The organism is Paucibacter sp. Y2R2-4 (assembly GCF_025717535.1).
Lineage (GTDB): Bacteria > Pseudomonadota > Gammaproteobacteria > Burkholderiales > Burkholderiaceae_C > Paucibacter_A.
In genome coordinates this window covers 26565-49435 of sequence record NZ_JAJIRO010000003.1, presented here as the reverse complement: position 1 = coordinate 49435, position 22871 = coordinate 26565, and the positions used below count along the sequence as shown (strand labels likewise).

The following is a 22871-nucleotide window of genomic DNA, read 5'->3' as shown; positions in this document are numbered from 1 at the left end:
GAAGCACCCAGGGTGACCAGGCGCCGCATCTAAGCCGGCACTGGGCTGGTGAAGGCTTTGCTGACACACCGCTGAGCGGGGGAAGGCATTTTTTCCATGCTTCAACAAATCATCGATCGCAGGCTCTCGGGCAAGAACAAGTCCATTGGCAACCGCGAGCGATTTCTGCAACGCCACAAGGAACAGGTGCGCGAAGCGGTACGCCGGGCGGTGGATGGACGCGGCATCCGCGATATGGAGCGCGGCGAGGATGTGCACATCCCGAAGAAAGACCTCAGCGAGCCGGTCTTCGGCCATGGTGAAGGGGGTGTGCGCGAAGTGGTGCGGCCCGGCAATACCGAGCATGTGAAGGGCGACCGGGTTGCCAAGCCCAAAGGGGGTGGCCAAGGTCAAGGGGGCGGGCAAGCCAGCGACTCCGGCGAAGGCGAAGACGACTTTGTCTTCCACCTCAGCCGCGAAGAGTTCATGCAGGTCTTCTTCGAGGATCTGGCCCTGCCCAATTTGGAGCGCACCCAGTTGGCCGAAACCCCGGAATGGAAGAGCCACCGAGCCGGCTTCGTCTCCGACGGCACCCCCACCAATCTGCATGTGGTGCGCTCGATGCGCGGTGCCCTGGGTCGACGTATTGCGCTGGGCACCAGCAAGCGCCGCGAATTGCATGAGTTGGAAGAACGCCTGGAGTTACTGCTCAAGCATGAGAACCCGGCTGACCCCGAGGTCCAGCGCATGCGCGTCGAGACCGAGGAGCGCATCGCCTTTTTGCGCGGGCGCATCGCCGCCATTCCCTTTCTGGACCCGATCGATCTGCGTTTTCGCAACCGAGTGCGCGTGCCGGTGCCGAGCAGTCGCGCCGTCATGTTTTGCCTGATGGATGTATCGGGCTCGATGGACGAAAGCCGCAAGGACCTGGCCAAGCGCTTCTTCATCCTGCTCTACCTCTTCCTGACCCGGCATTACGACAAGATCGAGGTGGTCTTCATCCGCCACCACACCCAGGCGCAAGAAGTCGACGAGCAGAACTTCTTCCATGCCACCGAAACCGGCGGCACGGTGGTGTCGAGCGCGCTGGTCTTGATGGAAGAAATCATCCGCGCCCGCTACCCGCGCAATGAATGGAATATCTACGGCGCCCAGGCCAGCGATGGCGACAACTGGCACCACGACAGCGGCCGTTGCCGCGAACTGCTGGCCCAGCAGATCCTGCCGCTGTGCCGCTACTTCGCCTATGTGCAGGTGGCCGACGCCGAACAAAACCTGTGGGAGGAATACAGCAAGCTCAGCGAAGAGGTTGGGCACTTTGCGATGCGCAAGGCCACCGAGGTTTCGCAGATTTACCCGGTCTTCCGTGAACTGTTCAAGAAGGAAGGAGCGCGGGCATGAGCCAGATTGAAAACCGCCGCCAGATCGGCATCGCCCCCCTCACCGATGAGTACGGCGGGCGGCGCTGCAAGCCGCCGCTGCGCGAAATGCTGCCCTTGAAAGCACGCCCAAGCCAACCACTGGCCTCGCCCAGCGACTGGACCTTTGAGCTGATTGATGAGTACCACGACGTGATCCGCGCCACCGCCGAGCGCTTTGGCCTGGACACCTACCCCAACCAACTGGAGATCATCACCGCCGAGCAGATGATGGATGCCTACGCCTCGGTCGGCATGCCAGTCAATTACCGGCACTGGAGCTACGGCAAGGAGTTCATCGCCACCGAGCGCAATTACAAGCGCGGGCAGATGGGCTTGGCCTATGAAATCGTCATCAACTCCGACCCCTGCATCGCCTATCTGATGGAAGAAAACACCATGGCCATGCAGGCCTTGGTGATCGCCCATGCCTGCTATGGGCACAACAGCTTCTTCAAAGGCAACTACCTGTTCCGCATGTGGACCGATGCCTCCAGCATCATTGACTATCTGGTCTACGCCAAGAACTTTGTGGCCGATTGCGAGCAGCGCCACGGCATGTCCGAGGTCGAAAAAACGCTGGACTCCTGCCACGCCTTGATGAGCTACGGCGTTGACCGCTACCGCCGCCCGGCCAAGCTCTCGCTGAGCCAGGAGCGCAGCCGCCAGGCCGACCGTGAGGCCCATGCACAGCTGCAGATCAATGAACTCTGGCGCACCCTGCCCAAGCGGGCCGATGCCGCGGCCGAAGCCGCCTCCGCGCGCCGCTTCCCCGATGAGCCGCAGGAAAACATCCTCTACTTCATCGAAAAGAACGCGCCGCTTTTGGAGCCCTGGCAAAGAGAAATCGTGCGCATCGTGCGCAAGATCGCCCAGTACTTCTACCCGCAGCGCCAGACCCAGGTGATGAACGAAGGCTGGGCCACGTTCTGGCACCACCGCCTGCTGAACCAGATGTATGACGACGGCTATTTGAGCGACGGCATGATGATTGAATGGCTGAAGTCGCACACCAATGTGGTGGCGCAGCAGCCCATGGCCAATCTCAACCCCTATGCGCTGGGGTTTGCGATGTATACCGACATCAAGCGCATCTGCGAAAAGCCCACCGAGGAAGACCGTCGCTGGTTCCCCGACCTGGCCGGTGGTGACTGGCTGCCCACCATCGACCATGCGATGCGCAACTTCAAGGACGAGAGCTTTATCGGCCAGTACCTGAGCCCGCATTTGATGCGCGAGTTCCGGCTCTTCTCCATCGTCGACGACGAAAAACAAGCCGAGTACGAGATCTCCGCCATCCATGATGAGAGCGGCTACCAGCATGTGCGCGAGGCGCTGTCGCGCCAATACGATCTGAGCACCCGTGAGCCCAATATCCAAGTCTGGAACGTCAATCTGCGCGGCGACCGCTCGCTGACGCTGCGCCACACCCAGCATCTAGGCCGTCCTCTGCACGACAGCGCCCAAGAGGTGATCAAGCATGTGGCGCGTTTGTGGGGTTTTGGCGTTGAAATCGAAAGCGCCAATGAGCGCGGTGAAGTGACACAGCGTTGGACCGTACCCGCACCGGCGCACTGATAAGCCTCTGAAGTTGAAATTTGCGGTTTGCAACCACGGAGGCGCGCAGGCCCAGGGTGTTGCAGGACCTCGGGTCCGCCCTCCGCCTACGCGCCTCTGTGCTTGCTCTTGAACTCGCGTCGCTAAGCCAAAAGCCTGGCTTTAAAGCCTGAAGATCTTGCCGGGGTTCATGATGTTTTGCGGGTCCAGCGCCTGCTTGAGGCTGCGCATCATGGCCACCGCCGCCTCCCCCAACTCCTCCAACAAGAAATCTTGCTTGTGCAGGCCGATGCCATGCTCGCCAGTGCAAGTGCCGCCCAAGCGCAGGGCACGGGCCACCATTTGCTGGCTGAGCCGCTCCGCCGTCTCGCGCTCGGCAGGCAAGGCCGGGTCGATCAAATAGCCCATATGGAAATTACCATCGCCGACATGGCCGACGATGAAATGGTCCAGGCCGGAGACCTGGGCTTCGCGGACCGATTCATTGATGATCTCGGCCAGATGCGATATCGGCACGCAGGTGTCGGTGGTGACACAGCGGCAGCCCGGCTTGGTCTGCAAGGCCGACAGATAGGCATGGTGCCGCGCAGCCCAAAGCCGGCTGCGCGCCTCGGGTGTGGTGGCCCATTCAAAATCCTCGCCGCCCTGCTCTCGCGCCAGCTCCTGCACCGTCCGCGCCTGCTCTTCCACCGAGGCCGGGCTGCCATGAAACTCCATCAAGAGCATGGGCGCTTCGCGCAGGCCTAACTTGTCATGCGCATTGACCGCACGAATCGCATGCGCGTCCAACAACTCACAACGCGCGATTGGCACACCCAGCTGAATGATCAGCATGGCGGTCTGTACCGCCGCATCGATGCTGGGGAAGAAGCAGATCGCCGCCGACAAGGCCTCAGGCAGCGGATAGACGCGCAAGGTCAGCTCGGTGATCACGCCCAGCGTGCCCTCGCTGCCGACGAAGAGCCGCGTCAAGTCATAGCCCGCACTGCTTTTGCGCGCACGGCTACCGGTGCGGACCTCTTGCCCTTGTGCGCTCAGCAGTTTCAGGCCCAAAACGTTTTCGCGCATGGTGCCGTAGCGCACTGCATTGGTCCCGCTCGCTCGGGTGGCCGCCATGCCGCCGAGCGTGGCGTCTGCACCGGGGTCGATGGGAAAAAACAGGCCCGCGTGTCGCAACTCCGCATTCAGCTGATGACGCGTCACACCGGCCTGCACCGTCACCGTCAAGTCCTGCGCATGAACCGCCAGGATTTGCTTCATGCGCGACAGGTCCAGGCTGATGCCTCCTTGCACCGCCAAAAGATGGCCCTCCAAAGAAGTACCCGCGCCATAAGGAATCACCGGCACCTGGTGCGCGTGGGCCTGCGCCAGCACGAAAGCGACGTCCTCGGCCGACTCGGCAAACACCACCGCAGCTGGCGGCGCCACATCAAAGGGCGACTCGTCCCGGCCATGTTGCTGGCGATGCGCCAGCGCCATCGTCAAACGTTCGCCCAAGCGCTCTTGCAGCGCCGTCAAAAAGTCCTGGGGCAAGGCCTCGGAGGGCAGGGTCGGGTTCAACATAACAAGGCTCCGGTCGAATCAAGAGGCTTCATATCAGAACCTTCAAGTTCAGATCTAGGTTCAAGACCTTGCACTTGCTGCAAGCTAAAGATGGCTTACACCAAACGGGGCGGCCTGTGCTCGAACCCGTGTTTTTACCTATGGAGAGTTAGCTCTAATTCGGGATTGTCACAACACTGAAATTTGGCGGGCCCTCCTATCATGAGGTCACAAGCGACCCCTTTTCGGGGGTGACATGAATACAACGGAGACCTTATGCAGTTCAAACTCTCTTCTCTGAGCCTGGCCCTGATCGCTAGCCTGTGTGCTGGCAACGCCCTGGCCTCGGGCTATCACTTTGGCTCCCAGTCGGCCGCTTCGCAAGGCACGGCCAATGCCAATTCAGTTGAGGGCGATGATGCTTCGGGCTTGTTCTACAACCCGGCCGTCTCCAGCCGCCTGAAGGGTCTGCAAGTCTCTGGTGTTTTGAACGTGGTTCTGCCCACGGGCGAGTACGAAGACAAGGGCAGCATCACCGCCCTGCGCACGCCCACCGGCGGCGGCAATGGCGGCAAGTTCGTCAAGCCGACCGCGGTGCCCCATGCCTATCTGTCCTACCAGCTGAGCGATCAGCTGAGCTTGGGAATGGGCATGTTCGTGCCCTTCGGCTCCAAGAGCGAGTACGAGAAAGACTGGGCCGGCCGCTACAACACCATCGGCACCGAGTTGAAGACTTTTGCCTTGAATCCGTCGATCGCCTTCAAGGTCAACCCCACCCTGAGCATTGGTGCCGGCGTGACGGCTCAGTACATTCAAGGTGATCTGACCAAGGGCGCCGACTTCGGTTCGGGCGTGATCGGTTTGATCGTTCCCGGTCTGCCTCCTGCCCTGCAAGGCCCACTGACTGCTGCACTGGTCCCCAAGCTGGCCGGCAATGCCAGTTCCTCGGGCGGCGTTGAAGTGTCCGGCAAGGACTGGGGCTACGGCTTCAACCTTGGCCTGATCTTGAACTACGACGAAAACACCCGTTTCGGCGTGGCATACCGCTCCAAGATCTCGCACACCCTGACCGGCGATGCCAAATGGCAAGTCAAGGATCAAGCCGCTTACATCGGCCAGGTTCTGGGCGCAATTCCCGCCCTGGCTGCCACCGGCACCGACAAGAAAGTCGTCGCCGCCCTGCTCGCCAAGTATCAAGACGGTGGCGCCAGCCTGGATGTGGTCACGCCTGAGTCCCTGTCCTTCTCGGTGTTCAAGCAGCTCGACCCGCGTTTGGCGGTGATGGCGGATGCCACCCTGACCCGCCACTCGCGCTTCCAAGAGCTGCGCATCAACTTCGATCAGCCCACTTTGGCTGACTCGAATACACCGCAGCGCTGGGTGAAGACGGTGCGCGCCGCCTTTGGCGTGAACTACCAGCTGAGCGATGCCATCAAGCTGCGCGGCGGCCTGGCATTTGACCAGTCGCCCGTCAGCGATGCCAACCGCACACCGTCGATTCCCGATGGTGACCGCAAGTGGATATCCGGCGGCCTGAACTGGAAGCTGGACCAGCAAAGCTCCGTCGACTTCGCACTGAGCTACATCCAAGTGAACACCGGTCTGGTCAACAACTATGACAACGGCGGCATCACCAAGAACGGCGTGGCAAGTTGCGACTCCAACCTCAACACCTCCAGCTGCGCCACCATCAAGGGCAACTACAAGCTGAGCTCGGGTCTGATTGGCGTGCAGTACAACCGCCAGTTCTGATGCACTGAAGGGCAAGCAAGACCGCAGCTTGATCCAGAGCACTTGTCTTTGGCTCGCTGCGGTGCGAGCATGAAGCATCGCCCACCCACAAGGAGATGCTCATGTTCGGACTGGATCTAGGCTGGATTGCTCTGGGGCTGGTCTTGCTGCTCGCCATCGCTGGCGTGCTGCGCTGGGACTTGCTGCGAGCCATGGGGCGTGAGGCCCTCAACAAGCCTTTGAATCCTCCCACCGGCTTTGCAGCAGGCGGCGCCGAGCCGCAACACGGCCACGCGCCGCTGGATCTGAATCACGCCGAGCAACAGCAGCGGCCCACCCACCCCAAGCCTGAATTCCATCGTTCGGGCAAGCGCAACTGAAGCCACCGAAGCCGCCCTAGCGCGCTTCACCTGTCAGCCTCTGGGGCTGATGGATTTCGGGCAAGATGCGGGTCTTCTCAGCCTGACCCGACTTCAGCCCCATGGCCAATCGACTCTCTCAAATAGCCACCCGCACCGGCGACGACGGCAGCACCGGCCTCGGCGACGGCAGCCGCGTGCCCAAAGATCATCTGCGCGTGCAAGCCATGGGCGATGTGGACGAGCTGAACTCCAATCTCGGCGTGCTGCTGGCCGAGCCGCTGCCCAACGATGTACGCGAGCTGCTGATCACCATTCAGCACGAGCTCTTCAATCTGGGTGGCGAGTTGTGCATGCCAGGCTATGAGTTGCTGAAGATCGACGCGGTCTTGCGCCTGGATGAAGCCCTGGCCCATTTCAACGCCGAACTGCCACGCCTGAAGGAATTCATCCTGCCGGCAGGCACCCGCAGCGCCGCCATCTCGCATGTGTGCCGCACCGTGGCCCGCCGCGCCGAACGCGCCGTGGTGACCCTGGCCGCCAACGAGACCATCAACGCCGCGCCGCGCCAGTACCTGAATCGCCTTTCCGACCTCTTGTTCGTCTTGGCCCGCGTCTTGAACCGCGCCAATCTGGATGGCCTGGGCGGCGACGACGTCTACTGGCACAGCGAACGCCTGCAAAAGCTGCAAGCCGAGAGCTAAATATTCCCATTCCCTGAATCCCTAGTTCGGCGGTGCCTCCGCAGAGCCCAACGGTCACAATGCTGACGCCAAGTCTAGACAGACTGGGCTTCTTCATTCGCCTCGGCCTCACCCTCAAACTCGAGGCTGCGGGCGGCCACCATTCCAACTCAGGGAGAGATTAAAAATGGGAATGTTCAGCAATATCCTCAGCAAGCTTGGCTTCGGTCCCAAGTCCGCCGCCCCGGTCGAAGCACCGGTTCTGGAAGCTGCATCCGCCTCGGCGGCTCCAGCCGAAGTCGCAGCCCCTGCACCGGTCGCCATCTCGGTGGTCGATGTGGTGTCGCAACTGGAAGGCCTGGCCGCCAAGCACGCCGAAAAGCTCAACTGGAAGGTCTCCATCGTTGACCTGCTGAAGCTGCTGGACCTGGACAGCAGCCTGGCCTCGCGCAAGGAACTGGCCACCGAACTGGGCTGCCCGGCTGAAAAAATGGGCGACTCGGCCCAGATGAATATGTGGCTGCACAAGACCGTGCTGCAAAAGCTGGCCGCCAACGGCGGCAATGTGCCGGCTGATCTGATTGCCTGATTTTTTGGGTTTGGCCTTGGGTTCTTTGATCGGTTGATCGCTTGATAGGCGGACCGGTCAAGCCAACTCAAGCCTCCAACTGAGCGACCGCCTCACGTAGTCGTTTGGCATAAGCCGCCCGCAAGTCTGCGGGCGCTTTTACTTCCACCTGCCCCGCATGGCGCAGCAGGTCCATCAACAGCTCGGTGGCATCGACAAAAGGCACTTTCAAGCGCCAACGGCCGTCCTCCAACCATTCACTTTGCTGAGCCGGGTGCCATTCCTCTTTGGACACCCACTGCGCCGCCTCGGCGCTGAACACCAAGTTGGCTTGCTTTGGGCTGGCGCCGGCAAAGATGCCGTAACCCTGGTCCAACTCGGCCTCCAACTGCGCGGTCGGCACGGTCTTGGCTTTCTCGTCCAGCAACTCGGCCCCTTCCATTGCATCCAGGGCAAAGCGCCGGAAACCCTCGCTCTGATGGCACCAGGCGTCCAAATACCAAGTGTTTCGGTAATGCACCAGGCGCTGCGGTGAGACCTCGCGCGCACCGGCTTTGGCCGTTCGCCTTGCAGCGGCACCCTCGCCGCGCCCCCGGCTGCGATACAGCAAACGCAAACGCCGGCGCTTCACCACCGCGCTGCCTACGGTCTCGAAATACTCCGACGCCACCCGCCGCCTGGCGGTGCTGATCAGTTTGATGCGCCGGGTCAGTTCCTGCGCCTCGACCTCGTCCACGCCCAGCATGCCGGTCAGCTTGTCGAACATCGGCGTCAGGTGCCGGCTCAAGATGCCTTGGTCATCCAGGCTGGCCAGCATTTGGTGCATGGTCAACAAGGCATGCAACTCTTTCTCACTGAACCAAACGCCGGGCAGCTCATGCTGGCGCCCGCGCCATTGCTTGCCGAAGCGATAGCCATTGCCCATGGCGTCGTACTCAATCGGCGCATCCATGCGCTCGCGCAGGTATTGCAGATCGCGCTTCAAGGTGGCCGGCGACACCTCCAGCGCCTCTAGCAAAGTGGCAAAGCTGACGCATTCGCGCGAACGAATCAGCATTTCGATTTTGTAGAAGCGCTCGGTCCGGTCCATGGCGTTCTTCCTAACTTTTTATCGCTTGGCTTTTACTGGCTCACGCAATGAGCCAGTTGAGATCGAGACTGTGCCACAAGCTTGAACGAAATCCCTCGATCAAGCCCCAAAGTCAGCAGCGGCAGCAGAAACGGCCGCAACACCGGAGCAAGCCATGGCACAGATCGCAAGCACAGCAGCAGTCACCCTTCCAACAAGCAACTTGTTGGCAGCCCAACTCGAACTTGGCATCAGCAGAGATGAGGCCCAAGACGTAGTGGCCGAGCCTGCCGCCGCCTTGCCGGCAAGCCAAAGCCTGGGCTTCGCCCTCGGCTGGGACTATGCCCACCATGGCCTGACGCCCCCTGCCCTGCATCTGTTTGCCGCCTCACCGCTGCGCCAAGGCTATCAAGCCGGTTGCGCCACCTTTGGCCACCGCACCCTGCGTGCCCACCGCCACACCCAGCTCTGGCTGGCACTACGCACCCATGCCTGGACCCGCGGCCGCAGCTTTGAGGATGTGCAAGTCACGCCCAACTACCTGCAGCAGATCGAGGTCAGCCATTGCCCCATCACCCGCCAGCGTCTGGACGATCATCCCGGCAGCAGCAAGCAACGCAGCATCGACCGGGTGCGCAACGACGCCGGCTACGCGGCTGGCAATCTGGTCATGATGAGCCGCGCCGCCAACCTCGCCAAAGCCGAGCATGGCTGGCTGCAGGCCTTGGAGGTGGCGCGCAGTGTCGAAGCCGGCCCCATTCAGCGCATTGCCAGCCTGGGGCCTGCCGAATGGCAACGCGTGGCGGTACTGAGTTCCTTCGTCACCGAATTGAGCCATGAAGAAGCCGCTGCAGTACCTCTGCTGGTGATGCCGCCGAATCGCCTGCGTCTGTTCAACCCCATCCAGGCCTTGCAAGCCCTGGTGACTCGCCAACTGGCCACGCCGGGCTGGAGCGCCCGCCTGGCGCGCATTGAAGCCCTTTTACCTACCGAGGGTGCCAAGGGCGATTTCAATCGCTTCCTGATGGCTTTGGCGCCCCGCGTGCTGGCGGTTCAAGACCTGAATCAAGAGCCGCAGATCCGCTGGGCCCTAGAAGACGCCTGGCAACAGCCGCTGCTGCAAAAACGCTGGCTGCGCTTTGCCCTGCACCTGAACGCCGCTCAAACCGAAGCCTTGGTCCAACGTGCGGCCGCCAAACGCCTGATCAGCTGCATGCATGTGCAACAACACAGCCAGCCGAGTGCCACCGAGGGTTGGGCTTTGGAGCGCAAGGGCTTTTGTGCACCAAGCATCCAAGGCTGTGCGTCGAGCACAAATCACTAACTTGCTAACCCCTCATTCACGGGGTCATGAGCCGAACAGCCATAGGGTATTCACGTTGCAGTCATAGCCCGCGTCCACAGTCCGCTCAGCACCACCGGCGCTTGCAAAGGGAGGACATGCCCGAGTTTGGCGATGGGGTGACAAGAAACGCAAACGCTTGCGTCTCAATTTTTCAGTCTTGACTGAACTTCACTTTCTTCTAATTCTCTGGAGTACCTCATGCAAAAGACTCTGCTCGCACTGGCCCTGGCCGCTGCTGCTATCGCCCCGGCACAAGCTGCACTGACCACTGGCGACATCGCTTTCACTTCCTTCAACGCTGATGAAGATGGTTGGGCTTTGGTGGCCTTCACCCAAATCGCTGCTGGTACCAAAATCTACTTCACAGACAACGAGTGGAACGGATCTGCCATTGGCGCCGGTGGCGCATTCAATACCGGTGAAGGAACCAGCGAATGGGTTGCCGGCTCGGACGTCGCCGCCGGCACCGTTATTCGATTCAGTGCTGTTGACACTGCCAATGCTGCAGCGACAAACGGCTTCTCTCGTACTTCGACTGTCACTTCAGGCAGCACAGTAACAAGTGCACTGGGCAATTCTGGTGAGACTGTGTACGCTTACATTGGCGTTTCTGGTGCAGCTCCAACAACATTCCTTGCAGCCATCACTAATGCAAGCTTCTCAGTTGCTGGCGAAGGCGTTTTGACAAACACCGGTTTGACCGTTGGCAGCAGCAACGCGATTCGTCTAAACACCCTTAAACCAACGGCTTCGCCAGACTATGGCGTTTACTCAGGCGTCCGCAGCGGTTTGGAAAGCTTTGATCTTTACAAAGCAAAGGTTGCTGACTTGAACAACTGGACTGTTGACATCACCGATGGTTCCTACGCAAGCGCCATCCCCGACACCACCGCCTTCACCGTAGCTGCCGCTGTCCCCGAGCCACAAACCTACGCCATGCTGCTGGCTGGTCTGGGCGCTATCGGCTTCGTGGCTCGTCGCCGCGCTGCCAAGTAAGCACTCCTCAAAAGGGGACAACGGCCTGCCCTGGAATGGACAAAACTAAAGTCAGCCAGGCAGGCCGACGCTGAAGCGTTCCAGTTCACCGAACTGGTCTTGCAAGGCGACGTAGTAGCCCAAGGCACCGAACCAATTGGCCCATTGCAGGGCCAATTGTTTTGTCGGCAGCCATGGGCCTGTCTTGTCCACATGCACCCGGTTGGCGCGGCGCTCGTAGAACACGACGCGCCACATGCCCTTGGATATTTCGGGCTGATTGAAGCCCTTGCTATTGATCATCGTCCTCGTCATCCCAACGGAGGAGAAATCTACCAGAGCCCGGCCTCAAACTGCGCTCAAGGTGTAGACAGCGCTGCCAAAAACTCCGCTGAACTCAGCAGTTGGCAAGCGCCCAAACGCGACTTTTCGAATGCTCGGCGCACCGTTGCGCATTCGCTGACCAAGATGTCAGCACCGGCAGCTTTAGCCAACCTCAATACGGGGGCTGCAAGCACCATTTGGCGAGCCTGAGACTCGGCCTTCACCGCCTCGGCATAAGGCAAAAAATCCGCCAGCAACTCGCGCTGTTGCGAGGCATCCAAAGCAAAGTTTGGAAATCCCAAAGTCTTGATCAAGAGCTGCGCACCTTCGGCCGCGATCACCGGCTGGCACTGCCCTGCTTGCCAAGACTGGCGAAGCGATTGCGCCAAACGATCGCTGCCCAGCAAGGCGCGCAAGAGCACGTCGGTATCGAGCGCAACGCGAGGCGTCTTCTGAGCGGATGCAAGGGCTGACTTCTTATTCCGCACTACGCTTCTTGTCATTGCTGAAGCGCCGGCTGTCGTTTGCTGGCGGGGCTACTCGAGGCTTTGGGACTGCTGAGCACTGTCTTCTTTTTGACGCTATCTGCCACCGTTTTCTTGCTCGGCGAAGGGCTGCTGCTGCTCAACGTTTTTTTCACTGCCACGGTTGCAGTTTTTTCAGCAAGCTTGCCGGCTGCTCTTGGCACAGTTTTAGGCGCTGTTTTGGCACTCAATGGTTTTGCAGCCGCTTTTGGGCTCGCAGCCTTTTTTGCCACCGTTTTTTTCAGCGCTGGTTTCGCCGCCGTTTTCTTGACGAGCACTTTTTTCGCTCCTTCGGCCCAGCTCAAAGCGGACTCAATGGTTTTTTCGTCGATGGCCAGCTCGGCGAGTTTGGCGCGCACCGCATCACCGCGTTGAATTTTGACCGGGGTCAGGATGATTTGGCCCGCCTTGGTTTGCACCTCGAAGTACTGCACGGGTCCGAGGGGTTCTGTCACGCTTTTTGGCAGCGTCAATTGGTTCTTGGAAGTCAGCTTGGCCAGCACTTGGGAGAGATTCAGAAAGTAAGGGGCCATTACTTTAGCGCGTTAATGCAAGCTGCCTTTGGCGAAAGTAATGAGGAAAGAAAAAGGGACAAACGCTGAAGGCGATCACAACAAGAAAAGGCGAGCCAAACAAGGGGGTCAGGTCTTGCCTCGTCTGAATTTTTTACTCACCTTTATGGTCCATTCTGGACGAAAAAAAACCGTGAAGCCCAAGGGCTCACGGTTTCTTTAGCGGCCGTTTTTCTCGGCCAAATTCGTGGGTCTGAAGGATCAGACCAAGGAGCGATGCAGACGCAGTTCTTCCAAACGGGTGCCGGCCACTTCGGTGGTCTTGGCGCTGCCCAGTTCGCGCTTGAAGCCGGCCAACTCGAAGAAACGCAGCGCGCGTTCATTGCGCAGATAGGTCCACAAAGTGACCTTGGTGCAGCCTTCTTCTTGCAGGCCGTCGCGGGCAGCATCCCACAGCGCCAGACCCACGCCCTTGTCCCAATGAATCGGGTTGGCGTACATGGCCCAAATCTCGCCGGTGCTGGACGGCGTACCCTTGTCGCGCGACCGGTCGAAGCCGACAAAACCCATCACTTCATTGTCGAGATGAGCCACCACAACCTGGGGCTCACACAAATCGATGGCTTCACGCCAGAAAGCCTGGCGCTTTTGAACCGACAGCGCATCCAGCGCGGAGTCGGGCAACAAACCCTTGTAGGCGTCTTGCCAAGCCGCGACATGAATTTCTGCAATGACTTTGGCATCACGCAGTGTGGCGGGGCGAACCTGAATACTCGACATACAAAGAAACTCTATGGGGACACGAACGGAAGGGCGGTATTTTGCGCGTCAAAGCGGCCTGCATCAGCGCTTGACAGGGCGATATTTTGCTCAACCGGATCGGGCGTCCATCGCACGAATCTGGCTCAGCCCGAGCACTGGGCTGCTTCAAGCGACAGCTTCTTGACCTTCTTCTTGCCTTTCTTGGGCCAAGCGGAAGTCTTGAATGCAACGCTTCAAGGCGGTCTTGCTGCTGCGCTGAAGCCTGTTCAACAAGCCATGACTGACCGCCATGCCCTGCAACTCATTTTCAAAGCGACGTGAGACATCGTCTTGAATCCGAAGCAGCAAATGCGCGGTGGTGCTGGCGTCGGCCAAGGCGCGGTGAGCCCGGCCCATATCCGGCAGGGCATGAAACTGCGCCAGGCTGCCGAGCTTGCAATTGGGGGCTTCCGGGTAGAGCCGCCGCGACAACAGAACAGTGCAAGCGAACTCATGTGCAGGGTCTGGTTCACAAGCGGCAAGACTCAATTCGGCTTGCCAAAAGCCTCGATCAAACGAAGCGTTGTGTGCCACCAGCGGCAGGCCACGGGTAAAGCTCGCCAATTCACGCATCACCTGACTGGCCGGCGGCGCCGTGGCCAGCATTTCATTGCTGATGCCGGTCAGCGCTTGAATGAAGGGTGGCACCCACACACCGGTTTTCATCAGGCTTTGAAATGAATCAACGATTTGCCCATCGCGCACCAGCACAGCGGCAATCTCGGTGGCTCGACCTCCTGCTGTGGGTCCTAAGCCCGAAGTTTCAAAGTCGATCACCGCAATGGTTTGTTTGCTGCTCATTGCGCCGCTGTTGGAGCCGGGTGTTTGACAGCGTTCAAGGCCAGCTTTCGCTCTAAGGCAGCTTCCAGGTCGATTCCGCTGTGGTCAGCAATCTGCAAAAGGTAAAGCATCACGTCGGCGATCTCTTCGCCCAAATGCTGGTGTTTGGCCGGGTCGCTTTGAAGTTGCTGCGATTCTTCAGGTGTCAGCCATTGAAAGATTTCCACCAGTTCAGCAGCTTCCACCACCATGGCCATAGCCAGGTTCTTGGGCGTTTGATAAGGCTGCCAGTTGCGCTCAGCGGCGAACTCACGCAGCCGCTTTTGCAAAGTTGCTATGTCCATGGGTCGCAAGTGTGGCATGTCCAAAGCGCCTGCGGGCCCCAGTGTGCAGTTTCAAAAAAAGTGCTCCGACTTCTTATTCATAGCAATGTAATTTTTTAAATTGGTAGTCTTAGTAGAGGCGACCCTTTCCTGTGGATAAGCCGTTTTTTCCTTTTTAGCTCAATCACTTGAGTCTTAGAAAACCATGTGGGCGGAACCCGGGTTTGCAAAGTGCTGAAGCGATAACAAGTCCGGATTTGCGCTTGGGCCTGTGGATAAACCCCTTCTTGTACTTTTTTTATCCACAGCCTTGTTCCTTGACAGCGCACGGAGCCTGTGCAGACGCTGAATTTCATGGTTCTTTGCGCCTCGTCCAGACGAAAAAAAGGGGAGCCACTGGCTCCCCTCTCACTCATACCGTTTGCAGCCCTGGCAAGGCCTCCTAAAGCGCCCTGCTGGCTTGATTGACCCTAGATTAGCCCAGGGTGACCTGGGCCTTGCCCACAGGCACGCGCACCCGTTTGACCGAAGCGATTGGAGTCGTCGGCGCCACGCCAGCGCTCAGCGGTGCAATCTTGTTGAAGTCGCAAACCAATTCGGTCTTGCTCAGGCTGACCACCGCATAGCCCTGGGCGTTGGAGTCGGCATGGCGAATCCAGGGGTTGTTGATGGCCGGCGGCACACCGGTCGTCGGGTTGGCGAAGGGGTTCATGCGCTTGACCACCTCGGCGGCCGGCACAAAGGCGACCGGAATGCCCAAGGCCGTGGCCAGGTTTTGGGCGATCAGGCCGTACAGCGTCATGGCCGGCACCGACTTGCTGGCGCCTGCCAGAGCAGCGTTGGTGGCCGCAATGGTGTTGCCCATATTGCCCATCAGCGTCTCGTCAAAGGTGTTGATCGGCGCCGTGCTCAGGCCAGGGGTCGCGCTGACCGCAGCAGCCGGAATCTTGCCGGCACCGATGGCGCCCATCACTGCCGCTTGCACCGCCGCCGTATTGCTCAGATCGGTGACACCCGCAGCCATGGCGACGGCCGCCGACAGCATCTGGATGGCAATGCCTTCGGCTGCCACTTCATTGATCACCACCAAAGGCTTTACCGGCGCAAATGCGGGGTTGGCCGAGGCGCCAACAAAGTAGCTGAAGAAGGAGTTGCTGGAGATACCGGAGGTGACCAGGTCCACCATCACCGGCGTGGGTGTGGCGGCGGCGTAGTCGTCCATCACCTCGCCGGCAAAGAAGGCATGCAAGTCGCCGGTGATGGCCACCACATTGCTGATCTTGTTGCTGCTCAGGTGCGCCATCAGGTCTTTGCGCTCACCGTTGTAGCCGTCCCATTGGTCGGCGTTCAAGATGAAGCGTGTTTTCAGATCGGCAGGCGCGGTGGGCAGTGCGGCACCGTTCACGCTCATCTTCAGCAGTGAGGTTTCATTGCCCCAGATCTTCCACAAGGCGGTCGAAGCCTTCATGGTGTCCTTCCACCAAGCGCGCTGGCTGGTACCCAACATGCTGACCATGGTGAGCTTGTCGGCCAGACCGAAGGAGGCCGCCACATCGATCTTCTGTTTTTCGACGGCGGCCAAGCTGGCCTCGGGCACCATATAGCGGGCACCAATCTCGCCCAGTGGCTGGCCGGTGGAGGGGTTCGGCGCAGCTTCGGGGATCAGGTGGTCGGCGCGGTAGAGGCGTTCGTCGGTCATCACCAGATGCATCAGCTTCCCGAACTTCAGGTCACGGTAGATGCGAATATTGTTGATGCCCGAGGCGGCGTCCAAGGTGAAGGACACCTCGGCTGGCATGAACTCAAACCAGGCTTGGCTGGCGGAGCGGCGACGGCTGGGCTGGGCCACATTGTCACCACCGGTCGCAGCGTTGTAGCTGCCGTTGTCATAGGTTTCGCGGTCTTGCCAGCAGTCGTCCGAGAACTCATGGTCGTCCCAGATGGCGACGAAGGCAAAGCGCTCATGCAAGGCTTGCAGGCGCGGGTCGCTGCGATAGCGCTTGTAGAGGTAGCGGTAGTCCACCAAGGTGTTGGCGTACTTGCCGCCGCTGGGCAGGGCCACGCCATTCGGCAGCACCAAGGCGCCGTGGGCGGCTTCCACCGCGCCGGCCTGATAGCTGGCACCGACGGCTTCGTAGATGTAGTCGCCCAAGTGGACGATGAAGTCCAGGTCTTCCCTGGCCAGGCTGCTCATGCCGGCCCAGTGGTTGACGCTCCAGTCCTGGCAGGTCATGAAGGCGAACTTCAGCTTGTCGATGTCGGCATCCACCGCCGGTGCGGTCTTGAAGCGGCCGACCTTGGAACGGCTGTCGCCAGCTGTGAACTGGTAGTAGTAGACCGTCGCAGGCTTGAGGCCGCTGATCTTGTGGCGCACCGTGTTGTCATAGAAAGCGTAGACCGGCACATCGACCTCGCTGTCGATATTGCCGCCCAGTGCGGTGTTGCTGCCCAGCAGGGCGGCGTTGTCGGCGCTGCTGATGCGCAGTTTCACCTGGAAGTTCGCGTCGGCTGCGGCCGTGACGACATCGTCGGCCGAGTTCGGCACCACACGCGCCCACAACAGGGCGCCGTCGCTCTTGGGGTCACCGGAGGCCACGCTTTGCGGGAACTTGAAGACACCGCTGGCGGGAGGCGTGTCGGGCAAGGCGGTGCTGCTGCCGGGGAAGGTGGGAGGCAGGGGCTCAATGCCTGAGCCGTTGTCATTGCTCATGCAACCACTGAGGCCGGTCAGTGCGGATGAGGCGGTAATCAAGGCGCCGGTCTGAATGACCGATTTGCGCAAAAAGCTACGTCTGTCCATGAGGGTGTCTCCTTTTTCTCAAAATCGTTGGTGCTCTGATCTATTGCCGGAGCTGGGGGTTCAAGCACCAAAAAAGGCGCTGAACAAGAGCGATCGATTGTGCAAACAGAAGACGAGGGCCTCACCGGTGAAAGCCTTGAGCTTGTCGTCTGGTCCCGACGAAACGCAGGTGATTAGAGTCCTGGGCCTAGAAAAAAGATAGCGTGATCGGCTCTTTTGAGCGGGGGCGGAACTTGTGTCTCAAAGGCCGCTTCAACACCACTTAAAAAACTTGTCGCCTGGGTGACAGAAACGCACTTTCTTGTCGTCAAAGCGTCACAAAAAATCATGGCAAATCACGTCATCTCGGGCAAACCACCATGCCGGGGGCCGACAAGCGTGGCTAGATTGCATGGTCGGTCAAAGTCAGAGCCTCAATGAAGGCCAATAGCAGGAGACACCCCATGAAACATTTGAAGTTCACGATCGCGGCGCTCGCAAGCAGCTTGCTTGTTGCCGCCTGTGGCGGCGGCAGTACCGCGGACACTACGCCCCCAATTGAGGTCAGCACCGTCAAGGTGTTCGGTGACAGCTTGGCTGACTCGGGCACCTTTGGGCTCAAGTTCACCGTGCAGAGCGCGGACACCCAGATCTACCCGGAGCGCATTGCCGCCGCGTACGGCAAGACCCTGTGCAACTTCTACGCTTTCACCGGAACGACTTTTGCCCCCAATTCAAAAGCAGGGTGCACCAATTTCGCCATTGGCGGCGGCGTGATCAACTCCGCCACGCTGGTAGCCGCTGATCCGCGCCGCGTGCCGGTGCAATTGGCGACAGCGGCTGCGCTGGGTGCCTACAACGCCACCGACTTGGTGGTGATCGACGGTGGCGGCAATGATGCAGCCGACTTGGTCGGCGCCTATCTCGCCATCCCCAAAGACAGCGGCGCTTCCTACATGAAGCTGCTCGGCACTTTGCTGACGCCTACCCAGGTCGGCGCCATCATGGCCGGTGGCGCCAGCACCATTGCCGCCGGCGGCGTGACCTATATGCAGGCCCTGGCAGACACTTTCCAAGCCAGCATCAAGACGAATGTTCTGGACAAGTCTGCTCAACGCGTGGTGATTCTGAACATGCCCAGCATCACCAACACACCGCGCTTCCAGATGGTCTTGGACGGCATTGCCGCAGCCTCGGGTGGCGGTACAGCCGGTGCCACCGCGCGTGCGCAGTCAGAGGCCTTGTTCCGCTCGTGGATGGAGGGCTTCAACAAGCAGCTGGACAGCAAGTTTGCCGGTGAAAGCCGGGTCGCGATTGCCGACTTCTACACCGCCTTCAATGACCAGGTCTCCATGCCGGCTCAGTTCGGCCTGACCAATGTGAAGACACCGGCTTGCCCCATCACCGGCATGGGTGCCGATGGTCTGCCGACCTATACCTTTGCGACGTGTTCGGCCACGGCCTTGAACGCGGCGCCGCCCAGTGGCGTGACGGGTGCCGACTGGTGGAAGACATATGCCTTCTCCGACGGTTTCCACCCGACGCCCTATGGTCATCAGCTGCTCAGCCAGCTGATCTCCAAGAGCTTGACCCTCAAGGGCTGGCTGTAAAGCGCGGCAAAGCACAGGAGCAATCGCACCATGAAAAACAATCTCTTCTGTCTGGCCACGATGGCCTTGATGGCCATGTCGGCCGCCGGCAGCGCCCAAGCCCAAGCGGTCGGCAGCCTCACCGTTCGACTCGGCGCCACCATGATCAAACCAGCCGTTAGCAGCGGTGACCTGAGTGCGCCAAGTTTGGTAGGCACCAAGGTCGATATCAAAGACGCCAGTCAAATCACCGGCGGTGTCTTCTACATGCTGACCGAGAACATCGCGATCGATGTGCCCATCGGCATCCCCTTCAAACACGATGTGATGGGGGCCGGCGCGATCGAGGGGACCGGCAAGTTGGCCGACGTCAAAGCCTTGCCCATCACCGTGACGGCACAGTACCGTTTTGGTGCTCCGAGCAGCATGTTCCGTCCCTTTGTGGGCGCCGGTCTGACCTATGCGGTGTTCTCCAACGCCAAGGCCACTTCAGCGCTTTCGGGTCTGACAGGCGGCAGTCCCAGCAATCCGACCACCATGTCGATGAAGAACGCTTATGGCCCAACGGTGCAACTGGGCTTGGATGTGAAGTTCAGCGATCGCTGGTCATTGAACGGCTCGGTCACCAAGGTCTTGTTGAAGACCACCGGCACTTTGTCCACCGGCCAAACCATCGAAACCGAACTGAACCCCTTGGCTTTGTCGTTTGGTATTGGCTATACCTTCTGAGCAAAAAATTCATAGCTTCCTTGTGAAGCAGCAAGGGGAGCTTCAAGCTCCCCTTTTTTTGTCGGTGAATCTGTCTAGCGCATAGGACCAACGCCCTTCTCTGGCCAAGTCCATCGGGTGCACGATTCCGCTCATGTCCTCCGGCTCTGGCTACGCCAGACCCTCCCCCTTTACTTCGCTTCACCGTACACCCGACGCCCTTGGCGTTTGCTTTTGGCCAACGACCAATCCTGCCGGAGCAGGACGGCTGGGCGCTCTGAACCGCGAGGTAAAGGAGGAGACCCAGGCATAGCCTGGGGCGGGGGACAGGAGCGGGGCAGAGTGCCCAGTCGGCCTGCTAAGGAGCAGCCATCAGCAATCGAATGCTGGCTCTCAAGCTTCAGCGCGAATCAAGCGATCCCAATCACCTTATGCATCTGCACCGACAAACGCCACTGCGGATGGGCCATGCAGTAGGCCACGGCGTCGCGGGTGTGCTGAGTCTTCAACACACTGTCCATGGGCTGCAGGAAGAAATGTTGGAAGTCCATGGCAGCAAAGCGCTCCGGGCGCGCCAAGGGCTGAGGAAACACCAGTTTCAATTCATGGCCACGGGTCAACACGATCTCGGCATCGGCCTTGGGGCTGACGCAAATCCAGTCCAGGCCTTCAGGCGCGGGCTGGGTGCCATTGGTCTCGACCGCAATCTCAAAACCTCGCGCATGCAAAGCGTCGATCAAAGCCTTGTCCAATTGCAAAAGTGGCTCGCCGCCGGTGCACACCACATAGGGCTTGCCGGGCTGGCCTTGCGGCCATTTGCTGGCAATCGCTGAGGCCAGTGCTTCAGCGTCGGCAAACTTTCCGCCGCCTTCACCATCGGTGCCGATGAAATCGGTGTCGCAGAAATTGCAGACCGCGCTGGCCCGGTCTTCCTCGCGGCCATTCCACAAATTACAACCCGCAAAACGGCAGAACACCGAGGCCCGGCCGGCCTGTGCGCCCTCGCCTTGCAAGGTGTAGAACATTTCCTTGACGGCGTAAGTCATACGGGAATCACCGGCCCTTCCACATCGGCGCAGACGATGGCGCCGCAGCCGCGGGTTTCGTACATATCGACCCGGTCCAACTGCGGCAGCACGGCGCGGCCCTTGGCCAGGATCCAGGCCGAAAGACTGGCGGTGTCGCCATCAGGCAGGTCGGCAATCTCGAACAAAGGCCGGTGGTCAATCGCCTTGAAGATCGGATCGAACTGCGTCTTGACGTCGCCGAAGTCCACCGTCCAACCCATCAGTTGATCCAACTCCGCACTCAGATGCAGACGCAAGGTGTAGGTGTGGCCATGGATGCCGCGCAGCGGATGCTCGTTCGGTGCGCGCTTGAGCTGGATCGCGCTGTCCAACGTCAGCTCCTTCCAGATGCGGTAATGCTGGCCATCGAAATTGGCGCCGCAAGAGCCGGTCTCGTAGACGGTCAACCACGACAGCTCGGGCAACTGCGGCTTCATGCGTGCCCACAACCAGGCCGAGATCACTTCGCTGGTCGGATTGCTCAGCCCTTCGATCTCGTTCAGGCAGTGGTAGTTCAGCTGCATGTGGAAAGGCGCCCAGACCTCGTCCAGATGGTCGTAGTCCACGCTCAGATCGCGCTCACCCAAATCTTGGTTGGCATGAACAATCACTTCAAAGCCATGGCCATGCATGCGGCCACATTTATGGCCGGCCGGCACATTGGGCAGGCGATGCGCGGCCTGGAAGCGATAACGCCGCCACACATGAGCCATGCCATCGGCGTCGAGATCCACGCCCGAATGCTGGGTGCTTTGAATCCCCACCTGCTGAATGCCGGGCACGCCGAATTCATGCTCCAGGCGATGCTTGATCCAGCGTGCAATGTTTTCGTCGGTCGGCTCGGTGATGGAGGCGTTCAGCAGCGCATGGTCAAGCGGCGCCACGCAGGCTTCCAAGCGGCGGCGCAGTTCTTCCACCTCGGCACCAGGAAACGGTGCCCAGCCTTCGGGCAAATGGGCGCGGATGGTGGCGAAATAGCTGTGGCCATGCAGGCCGCGGCTGCGGTGGCCTTCAGGCAGGGCCGAGATCTGGCAGGCAGACTCAAAGCCGCAAGAGGCGGAGTAAATCGTGGGTTGTTGGGTGCTTGTCTTCAAGGGATTCCAACACCGGCATCAGGCGGGTGCGTGGGGCAAGAGTGTGACATGAAGCGCGCACTTCGTGCGCAGCGCTGGCATCAGCACGGCTATCCCCCAGCACATCAGGGTTTGAGTCTCAAACGAGTTCTCTCTTCTCTTATAAGAATTTAGATTTAGAAAGATAGTGGTTGTAATAGGGGCGGGCTGTCTTTGTGGACAAGGCTGTTTTTCCATCTAAATTCAAGCACTTGGGAGCAGTGAAAGCTTGTGTGCCGAAGGCCTTGAACTGGAAGCAGCAAACTGAACAAGTCGCGGCGCTTGCCTCGGCCTGTGGACAAGCCCTCAGTTATTCAAGATCCATCCACAAGCTTATACACAGCCAGGAGCGGCGTTCCTCAGGCCTTCAGCAACGATGAATCTGGCCGCTGTGGCTGCGGGTGTAGTGCAGCAAACGACCCTTGTAGGCCAGAGCCTCGGCGCTGGCCGAAGTCTTGATGGGGCTGTCTTGCAGGCTGTAGCCCAAGGCGGCCATGCGCTTGCTGAAAGCGGCGCGGTTGCCGCGATCCGGGTCGATGATCATGACCTGGCTGGCCGGCAAAGCATGTTTGGCGATGAAGGCGGCCAAAAGCCCCTCTTCATCGCGCTCGTACAGCACATCGCTGCCAATGATTAGATCAAAGCGACCCTGCACCGAAGGCACGCGGCCGCTCAGCGCCTGGCCCGCCACCTGTTTGGCCCAATTGCCGTGGCAGTAACGCAGCGGCGGCAATTCATTCAAGCGCAGGTTCTCCAGCAAAAAGCTGCCGGCCAGTGGATGGGAATCGCTGGCCGTGACCAAGCCGCCGCGCCTGTGGCTGACCAGGCTGGCCAGACCGAGGCCGCAGCCAATCTCCAAAATGCTTTCATCCACCACCATGGCTCGCTTGGCCATCAACTCGGCCAAGTGCAAACCCGAAGGCCAGAGCAGGCCGAACAAGGGCCAGGCAGCGGAAGAGATGCCCAAAGACTCGGCCTCGCCCAACGGGTCGGCAAACTGCTGCTTGTCCAGCAGCGAGCGAATCATCAAATCGGCGACGCCGTCGATGGCGATGCTCTCTTGCTTGAAGAGAAATCCAGGCATGACCATTCCCTTGCGGGTTCCCGCGCTTGGGGCATGCAAGCC

22 protein-coding genes are annotated in these 22871 nt (G+C 60.0%); 10 read left to right on the top strand and 12 right to left on the bottom strand.

Annotated features, from left to right (window positions below; translation table 11 throughout):
- Nucleotides 1–96: 96 nt before the first annotated feature.
- On the top strand, nt 97–1380 hold the full coding sequence (locus LNV06_RS11385; RefSeq protein ID WP_263538402.1) for a YeaH/YhbH family protein: 1284 nt from the start codon (nt 97–99) through the stop codon (nt 1378–1380).
- Nucleotides 1381–1466: 86 nt separating this feature from the next.
- Entirely contained in the window at nt 1467–2975 is a 1509-nt protein-coding gene (locus tag LNV06_RS11380) for a SpoVR family protein (protein WP_263539127.1), read from the top strand.
- 141 nt (nt 2976–3116) lie between these two features.
- On the opposite strand, the gene LNV06_RS11375 is transcribed toward LNV06_RS11380, so the two are convergent.
- Nucleotides 3117–4517, bottom strand: a complete 1401-nt coding sequence (locus LNV06_RS11375) for an FAD-binding oxidoreductase (RefSeq protein ID WP_263538401.1) — start codon at nt 4515–4517, stop codon at nt 3117–3119.
- Nucleotides 4518–4772: 255 nt separating this feature from the next.
- Here LNV06_RS11375 and LNV06_RS11370 point away from each other — a divergent pair, with 255 nt between their 5' ends.
- From LNV06_RS11370 to LNV06_RS11355, 4 genes are all read left to right on the top strand, one after another.
- Nucleotides 4773–6248: an OmpP1/FadL family transporter gene (locus LNV06_RS11370; RefSeq protein ID WP_263538400.1), complete on the top strand. Its 1476-nt coding sequence runs from the start codon at nt 4773–4775 to the stop codon at nt 6246–6248.
- Between the two features lie 101 nt (nt 6249–6349).
- Entirely contained in the window at nt 6350–6607 is a 258-nt protein-coding gene (locus tag LNV06_RS11365) for a hypothetical protein (protein ID WP_263538399.1), read from the top strand.
- Nucleotides 6608–6708: 101 nt separating this feature from the next.
- A complete protein-coding gene (locus LNV06_RS11360) occupies nt 6709–7290 on the top strand; it encodes a cob(I)yrinic acid a,c-diamide adenosyltransferase (RefSeq protein ID WP_263538398.1) in 582 nt (193 codons plus the stop codon).
- Nucleotides 7291–7456: 166 nt separating this feature from the next.
- The gene (locus LNV06_RS11355) at nt 7457–7858 is read left to right on the top strand and encodes a DUF3597 domain-containing protein (RefSeq protein ID WP_263538397.1); all 402 of its coding nucleotides are present in this window, start codon (nt 7457–7459) and stop codon (nt 7856–7858) included.
- A 67-nt stretch (nt 7859–7925) separates the two neighbouring features.
- Here LNV06_RS11355 and LNV06_RS11350 read toward each other — a convergent pair whose 3' ends face one another.
- Nucleotides 7926–8927: a helix-turn-helix transcriptional regulator gene (locus LNV06_RS11350; protein WP_263538396.1), complete on the bottom strand. Its 1002-nt coding sequence runs from the start codon at nt 8925–8927 to the stop codon at nt 7926–7928.
- 154 nt (nt 8928–9081) lie between these two features.
- On the opposite strand from LNV06_RS11350, the gene LNV06_RS11345 reads away from it, so the two are divergent.
- Both LNV06_RS11345 and LNV06_RS11340 read left to right on the top strand, forming a co-directional pair.
- Nucleotides 9082–10230: a hypothetical protein gene (locus tag LNV06_RS11345; RefSeq protein WP_263538395.1), complete on the top strand. Its 1149-nt coding sequence runs from the start codon at nt 9082–9084 to the stop codon at nt 10228–10230.
- 219 nt (nt 10231–10449) lie between these two features.
- Nucleotides 10450–11247 (top strand): PEP-CTERM sorting domain-containing protein, encoded by a 798-nt coding sequence (locus LNV06_RS11340; protein WP_263538394.1) that lies wholly within the window; start codon nt 10450–10452, stop codon nt 11245–11247.
- Nucleotides 11248–11298: 51 nt separating this feature from the next.
- Here the strand turns inward: LNV06_RS11340 and LNV06_RS11335 are convergent, their stop codons facing one another.
- From LNV06_RS11335 to LNV06_RS11305, 7 genes are all read right to left on the bottom strand, one after another.
- Nucleotides 11299–11529 carry a hypothetical protein gene (locus LNV06_RS11335; RefSeq protein ID WP_263538393.1) on the bottom strand — a complete coding sequence of 77 codons (231 nt, stop codon included), beginning with the start codon at nt 11527–11529 and terminating at the stop codon, nt 11299–11301.
- 56 nt (nt 11530–11585) lie between these two features.
- Complete coding sequence (locus LNV06_RS11330) at nt 11586–12053, bottom strand: PIN domain-containing protein (protein WP_263538392.1); 468 nt, start codon at nt 12051–12053, stop codon at nt 11586–11588.
- Nucleotides 12050–12607, bottom strand: a complete 558-nt coding sequence (locus LNV06_RS11325) for a hypothetical protein (protein WP_263538391.1) — start codon at nt 12605–12607, stop codon at nt 12050–12052. Before LNV06_RS11325 ends, LNV06_RS11330 begins: the two co-directional genes overlap by 4 nt.
- A gap of 240 nt (nt 12608–12847) precedes the next feature.
- On the bottom strand, nt 12848–13366 hold the full coding sequence (locus tag LNV06_RS11320) for a GNAT family N-acetyltransferase (RefSeq protein WP_263538390.1): 519 nt from the start codon (nt 13364–13366) through the stop codon (nt 12848–12850).
- A gap of 147 nt (nt 13367–13513) precedes the next feature.
- Complete coding sequence (locus LNV06_RS11315) at nt 13514–14188, bottom strand: 3'-5' exonuclease (protein ID WP_263538389.1); 675 nt, start codon at nt 14186–14188, stop codon at nt 13514–13516.
- Nucleotides 14185–14511 (bottom strand): nucleotide pyrophosphohydrolase, encoded by a 327-nt coding sequence (locus LNV06_RS11310; protein ID WP_263538388.1) that lies wholly within the window; start codon nt 14509–14511, stop codon nt 14185–14187. Before LNV06_RS11310 ends, LNV06_RS11315 begins: the two co-directional genes overlap by 4 nt.
- 454 nt (nt 14512–14965) lie before the next feature.
- Nucleotides 14966–17290 carry an alkaline phosphatase D family protein gene (locus tag LNV06_RS11305; protein ID WP_263538387.1) on the bottom strand — a complete coding sequence of 775 codons (2325 nt, stop codon included), beginning with the start codon at nt 17288–17290 and terminating at the stop codon, nt 14966–14968.
- 443 nt (nt 17291–17733) lie between these two features.
- Here LNV06_RS11305 and LNV06_RS11300 point away from each other — a divergent pair, with 443 nt between their 5' ends.
- Together LNV06_RS11300 and LNV06_RS11295 are read left to right on the top strand one after the other, a co-directional pair.
- Complete coding sequence (locus tag LNV06_RS11300; protein ID WP_263538386.1) at nt 17734–18879, top strand: SGNH/GDSL hydrolase family protein; 1146 nt, start codon at nt 17734–17736, stop codon at nt 18877–18879.
- Nucleotides 18880–18909: 30 nt separating this feature from the next.
- Nucleotides 18910–19587, top strand: a complete 678-nt coding sequence (locus tag LNV06_RS11295) for an OmpW/AlkL family protein (RefSeq protein ID WP_263538385.1) — start codon at nt 18910–18912, stop codon at nt 19585–19587.
- A gap of 389 nt (nt 19588–19976) precedes the next feature.
- On the opposite strand, the gene queE is transcribed toward LNV06_RS11295, so the two are convergent.
- The 3 genes from queE to LNV06_RS11280 form a co-directional block, all read right to left on the bottom strand.
- Nucleotides 19977–20612 (bottom strand): 7-carboxy-7-deazaguanine synthase, encoded by a 636-nt coding sequence (queE, locus tag LNV06_RS11290; protein WP_263538384.1) that lies wholly within the window; start codon nt 20610–20612, stop codon nt 19977–19979.
- Complete coding sequence (locus LNV06_RS11285; protein WP_263538383.1) at nt 20609–21727, bottom strand: 6-pyruvoyl trahydropterin synthase family protein; 1119 nt, start codon at nt 21725–21727, stop codon at nt 20609–20611. The genes queE and LNV06_RS11285 overlap by 4 nt, the downstream gene beginning before the upstream one ends.
- A 385-nt stretch (nt 21728–22112) precedes the next feature.
- Entirely contained in the window at nt 22113–22829 is a 717-nt protein-coding gene (locus LNV06_RS11280) for a class I SAM-dependent methyltransferase (RefSeq protein ID WP_263538382.1), read from the bottom strand.
- Between the last annotated feature and the right edge of the window lie 42 nt (nt 22830–22871).

Excerpts from the sequence above, each read along its gene's own strand:
- LNV06_RS11375 (WP_263538401.1), bottom strand. The coding sequence starts at position 4,517 with ATGTTGAACCCGACCCTGCCCTCCGAGGCCTTGCCCCAGGACTTTTTG.
- LNV06_RS11350 (WP_263538396.1), bottom strand. The coding sequence starts at position 8,927 with ATGGACCGGACCGAGCGCTTCTACAAAATCGAAATGCTGATTCGTTCG.
- LNV06_RS11365 (WP_263538399.1), top strand. The coding sequence starts at position 6,350 with ATGTTCGGACTGGATCTAGGCTGGATTGCTCTGGGGCTGGTCTTGCTG.
- LNV06_RS11325 (WP_263538391.1), bottom strand. The coding sequence starts at position 12,607 with ATGGCCCCTTACTTTCTGAATCTCTCCCAAGTGCTGGCCAAGCTGACT.
- LNV06_RS11330 (WP_263538392.1), bottom strand. The coding sequence starts at position 12,053 with ATGACAAGAAGCGTAGTGCGGAATAAGAAGTCAGCCCTTGCATCCGCT.
- LNV06_RS11335 (WP_263538393.1), bottom strand. The coding sequence starts at position 11,529 with ATGATCAATAGCAAGGGCTTCAATCAGCCCGAAATATCCAAGGGCATG.
- LNV06_RS11300 (WP_263538386.1), top strand. The coding sequence starts at position 17,734 with ATGAAACATTTGAAGTTCACGATCGCGGCGCTCGCAAGCAGCTTGCTT.
- LNV06_RS11385 (WP_263538402.1), top strand. The coding sequence starts at position 97 with ATGCTTCAACAAATCATCGATCGCAGGCTCTCGGGCAAGAACAAGTCC.
- LNV06_RS11345 (WP_263538395.1), top strand. The coding sequence starts at position 9,082 with ATGGCACAGATCGCAAGCACAGCAGCAGTCACCCTTCCAACAAGCAAC.
- LNV06_RS11315 (WP_263538389.1), bottom strand. The coding sequence starts at position 14,188 with ATGAGCAGCAAACAAACCATTGCGGTGATCGACTTTGAAACTTCGGGC.
- LNV06_RS11320 (WP_263538390.1), bottom strand. The coding sequence starts at position 13,366 with ATGTCGAGTATTCAGGTTCGCCCCGCCACACTGCGTGATGCCAAAGTC.
- LNV06_RS11295 (WP_263538385.1), top strand. The coding sequence starts at position 18,910 with ATGAAAAACAATCTCTTCTGTCTGGCCACGATGGCCTTGATGGCCATG.
- LNV06_RS11360 (WP_263538398.1), top strand. The coding sequence starts at position 6,709 with ATGGCCAATCGACTCTCTCAAATAGCCACCCGCACCGGCGACGACGGC.
- LNV06_RS11280 (WP_263538382.1), bottom strand. The coding sequence starts at position 22,829 with ATGCCTGGATTTCTCTTCAAGCAAGAGAGCATCGCCATCGACGGCGTC.
- queE (WP_263538384.1), bottom strand. The coding sequence starts at position 20,612 with ATGACTTACGCCGTCAAGGAAATGTTCTACACCTTGCAAGGCGAGGGC.
- LNV06_RS11305 (WP_263538387.1), bottom strand. The coding sequence starts at position 17,290 with ATGGACAGACGTAGCTTTTTGCGCAAATCGGTCATTCAGACCGGCGCC.
- LNV06_RS11380 (WP_263539127.1), top strand. The coding sequence starts at position 1,467 with ATGCTGCCCTTGAAAGCACGCCCAAGCCAACCACTGGCCTCGCCCAGC.
- LNV06_RS11370 (WP_263538400.1), top strand. The coding sequence starts at position 4,773 with ATGCAGTTCAAACTCTCTTCTCTGAGCCTGGCCCTGATCGCTAGCCTG.
- LNV06_RS11310 (WP_263538388.1), bottom strand. The coding sequence starts at position 14,511 with ATGGACATAGCAACTTTGCAAAAGCGGCTGCGTGAGTTCGCCGCTGAG.
- LNV06_RS11355 (WP_263538397.1), top strand. The coding sequence starts at position 7,457 with ATGGGAATGTTCAGCAATATCCTCAGCAAGCTTGGCTTCGGTCCCAAG.
- LNV06_RS11340 (WP_263538394.1), top strand. The coding sequence starts at position 10,450 with ATGCAAAAGACTCTGCTCGCACTGGCCCTGGCCGCTGCTGCTATCGCC.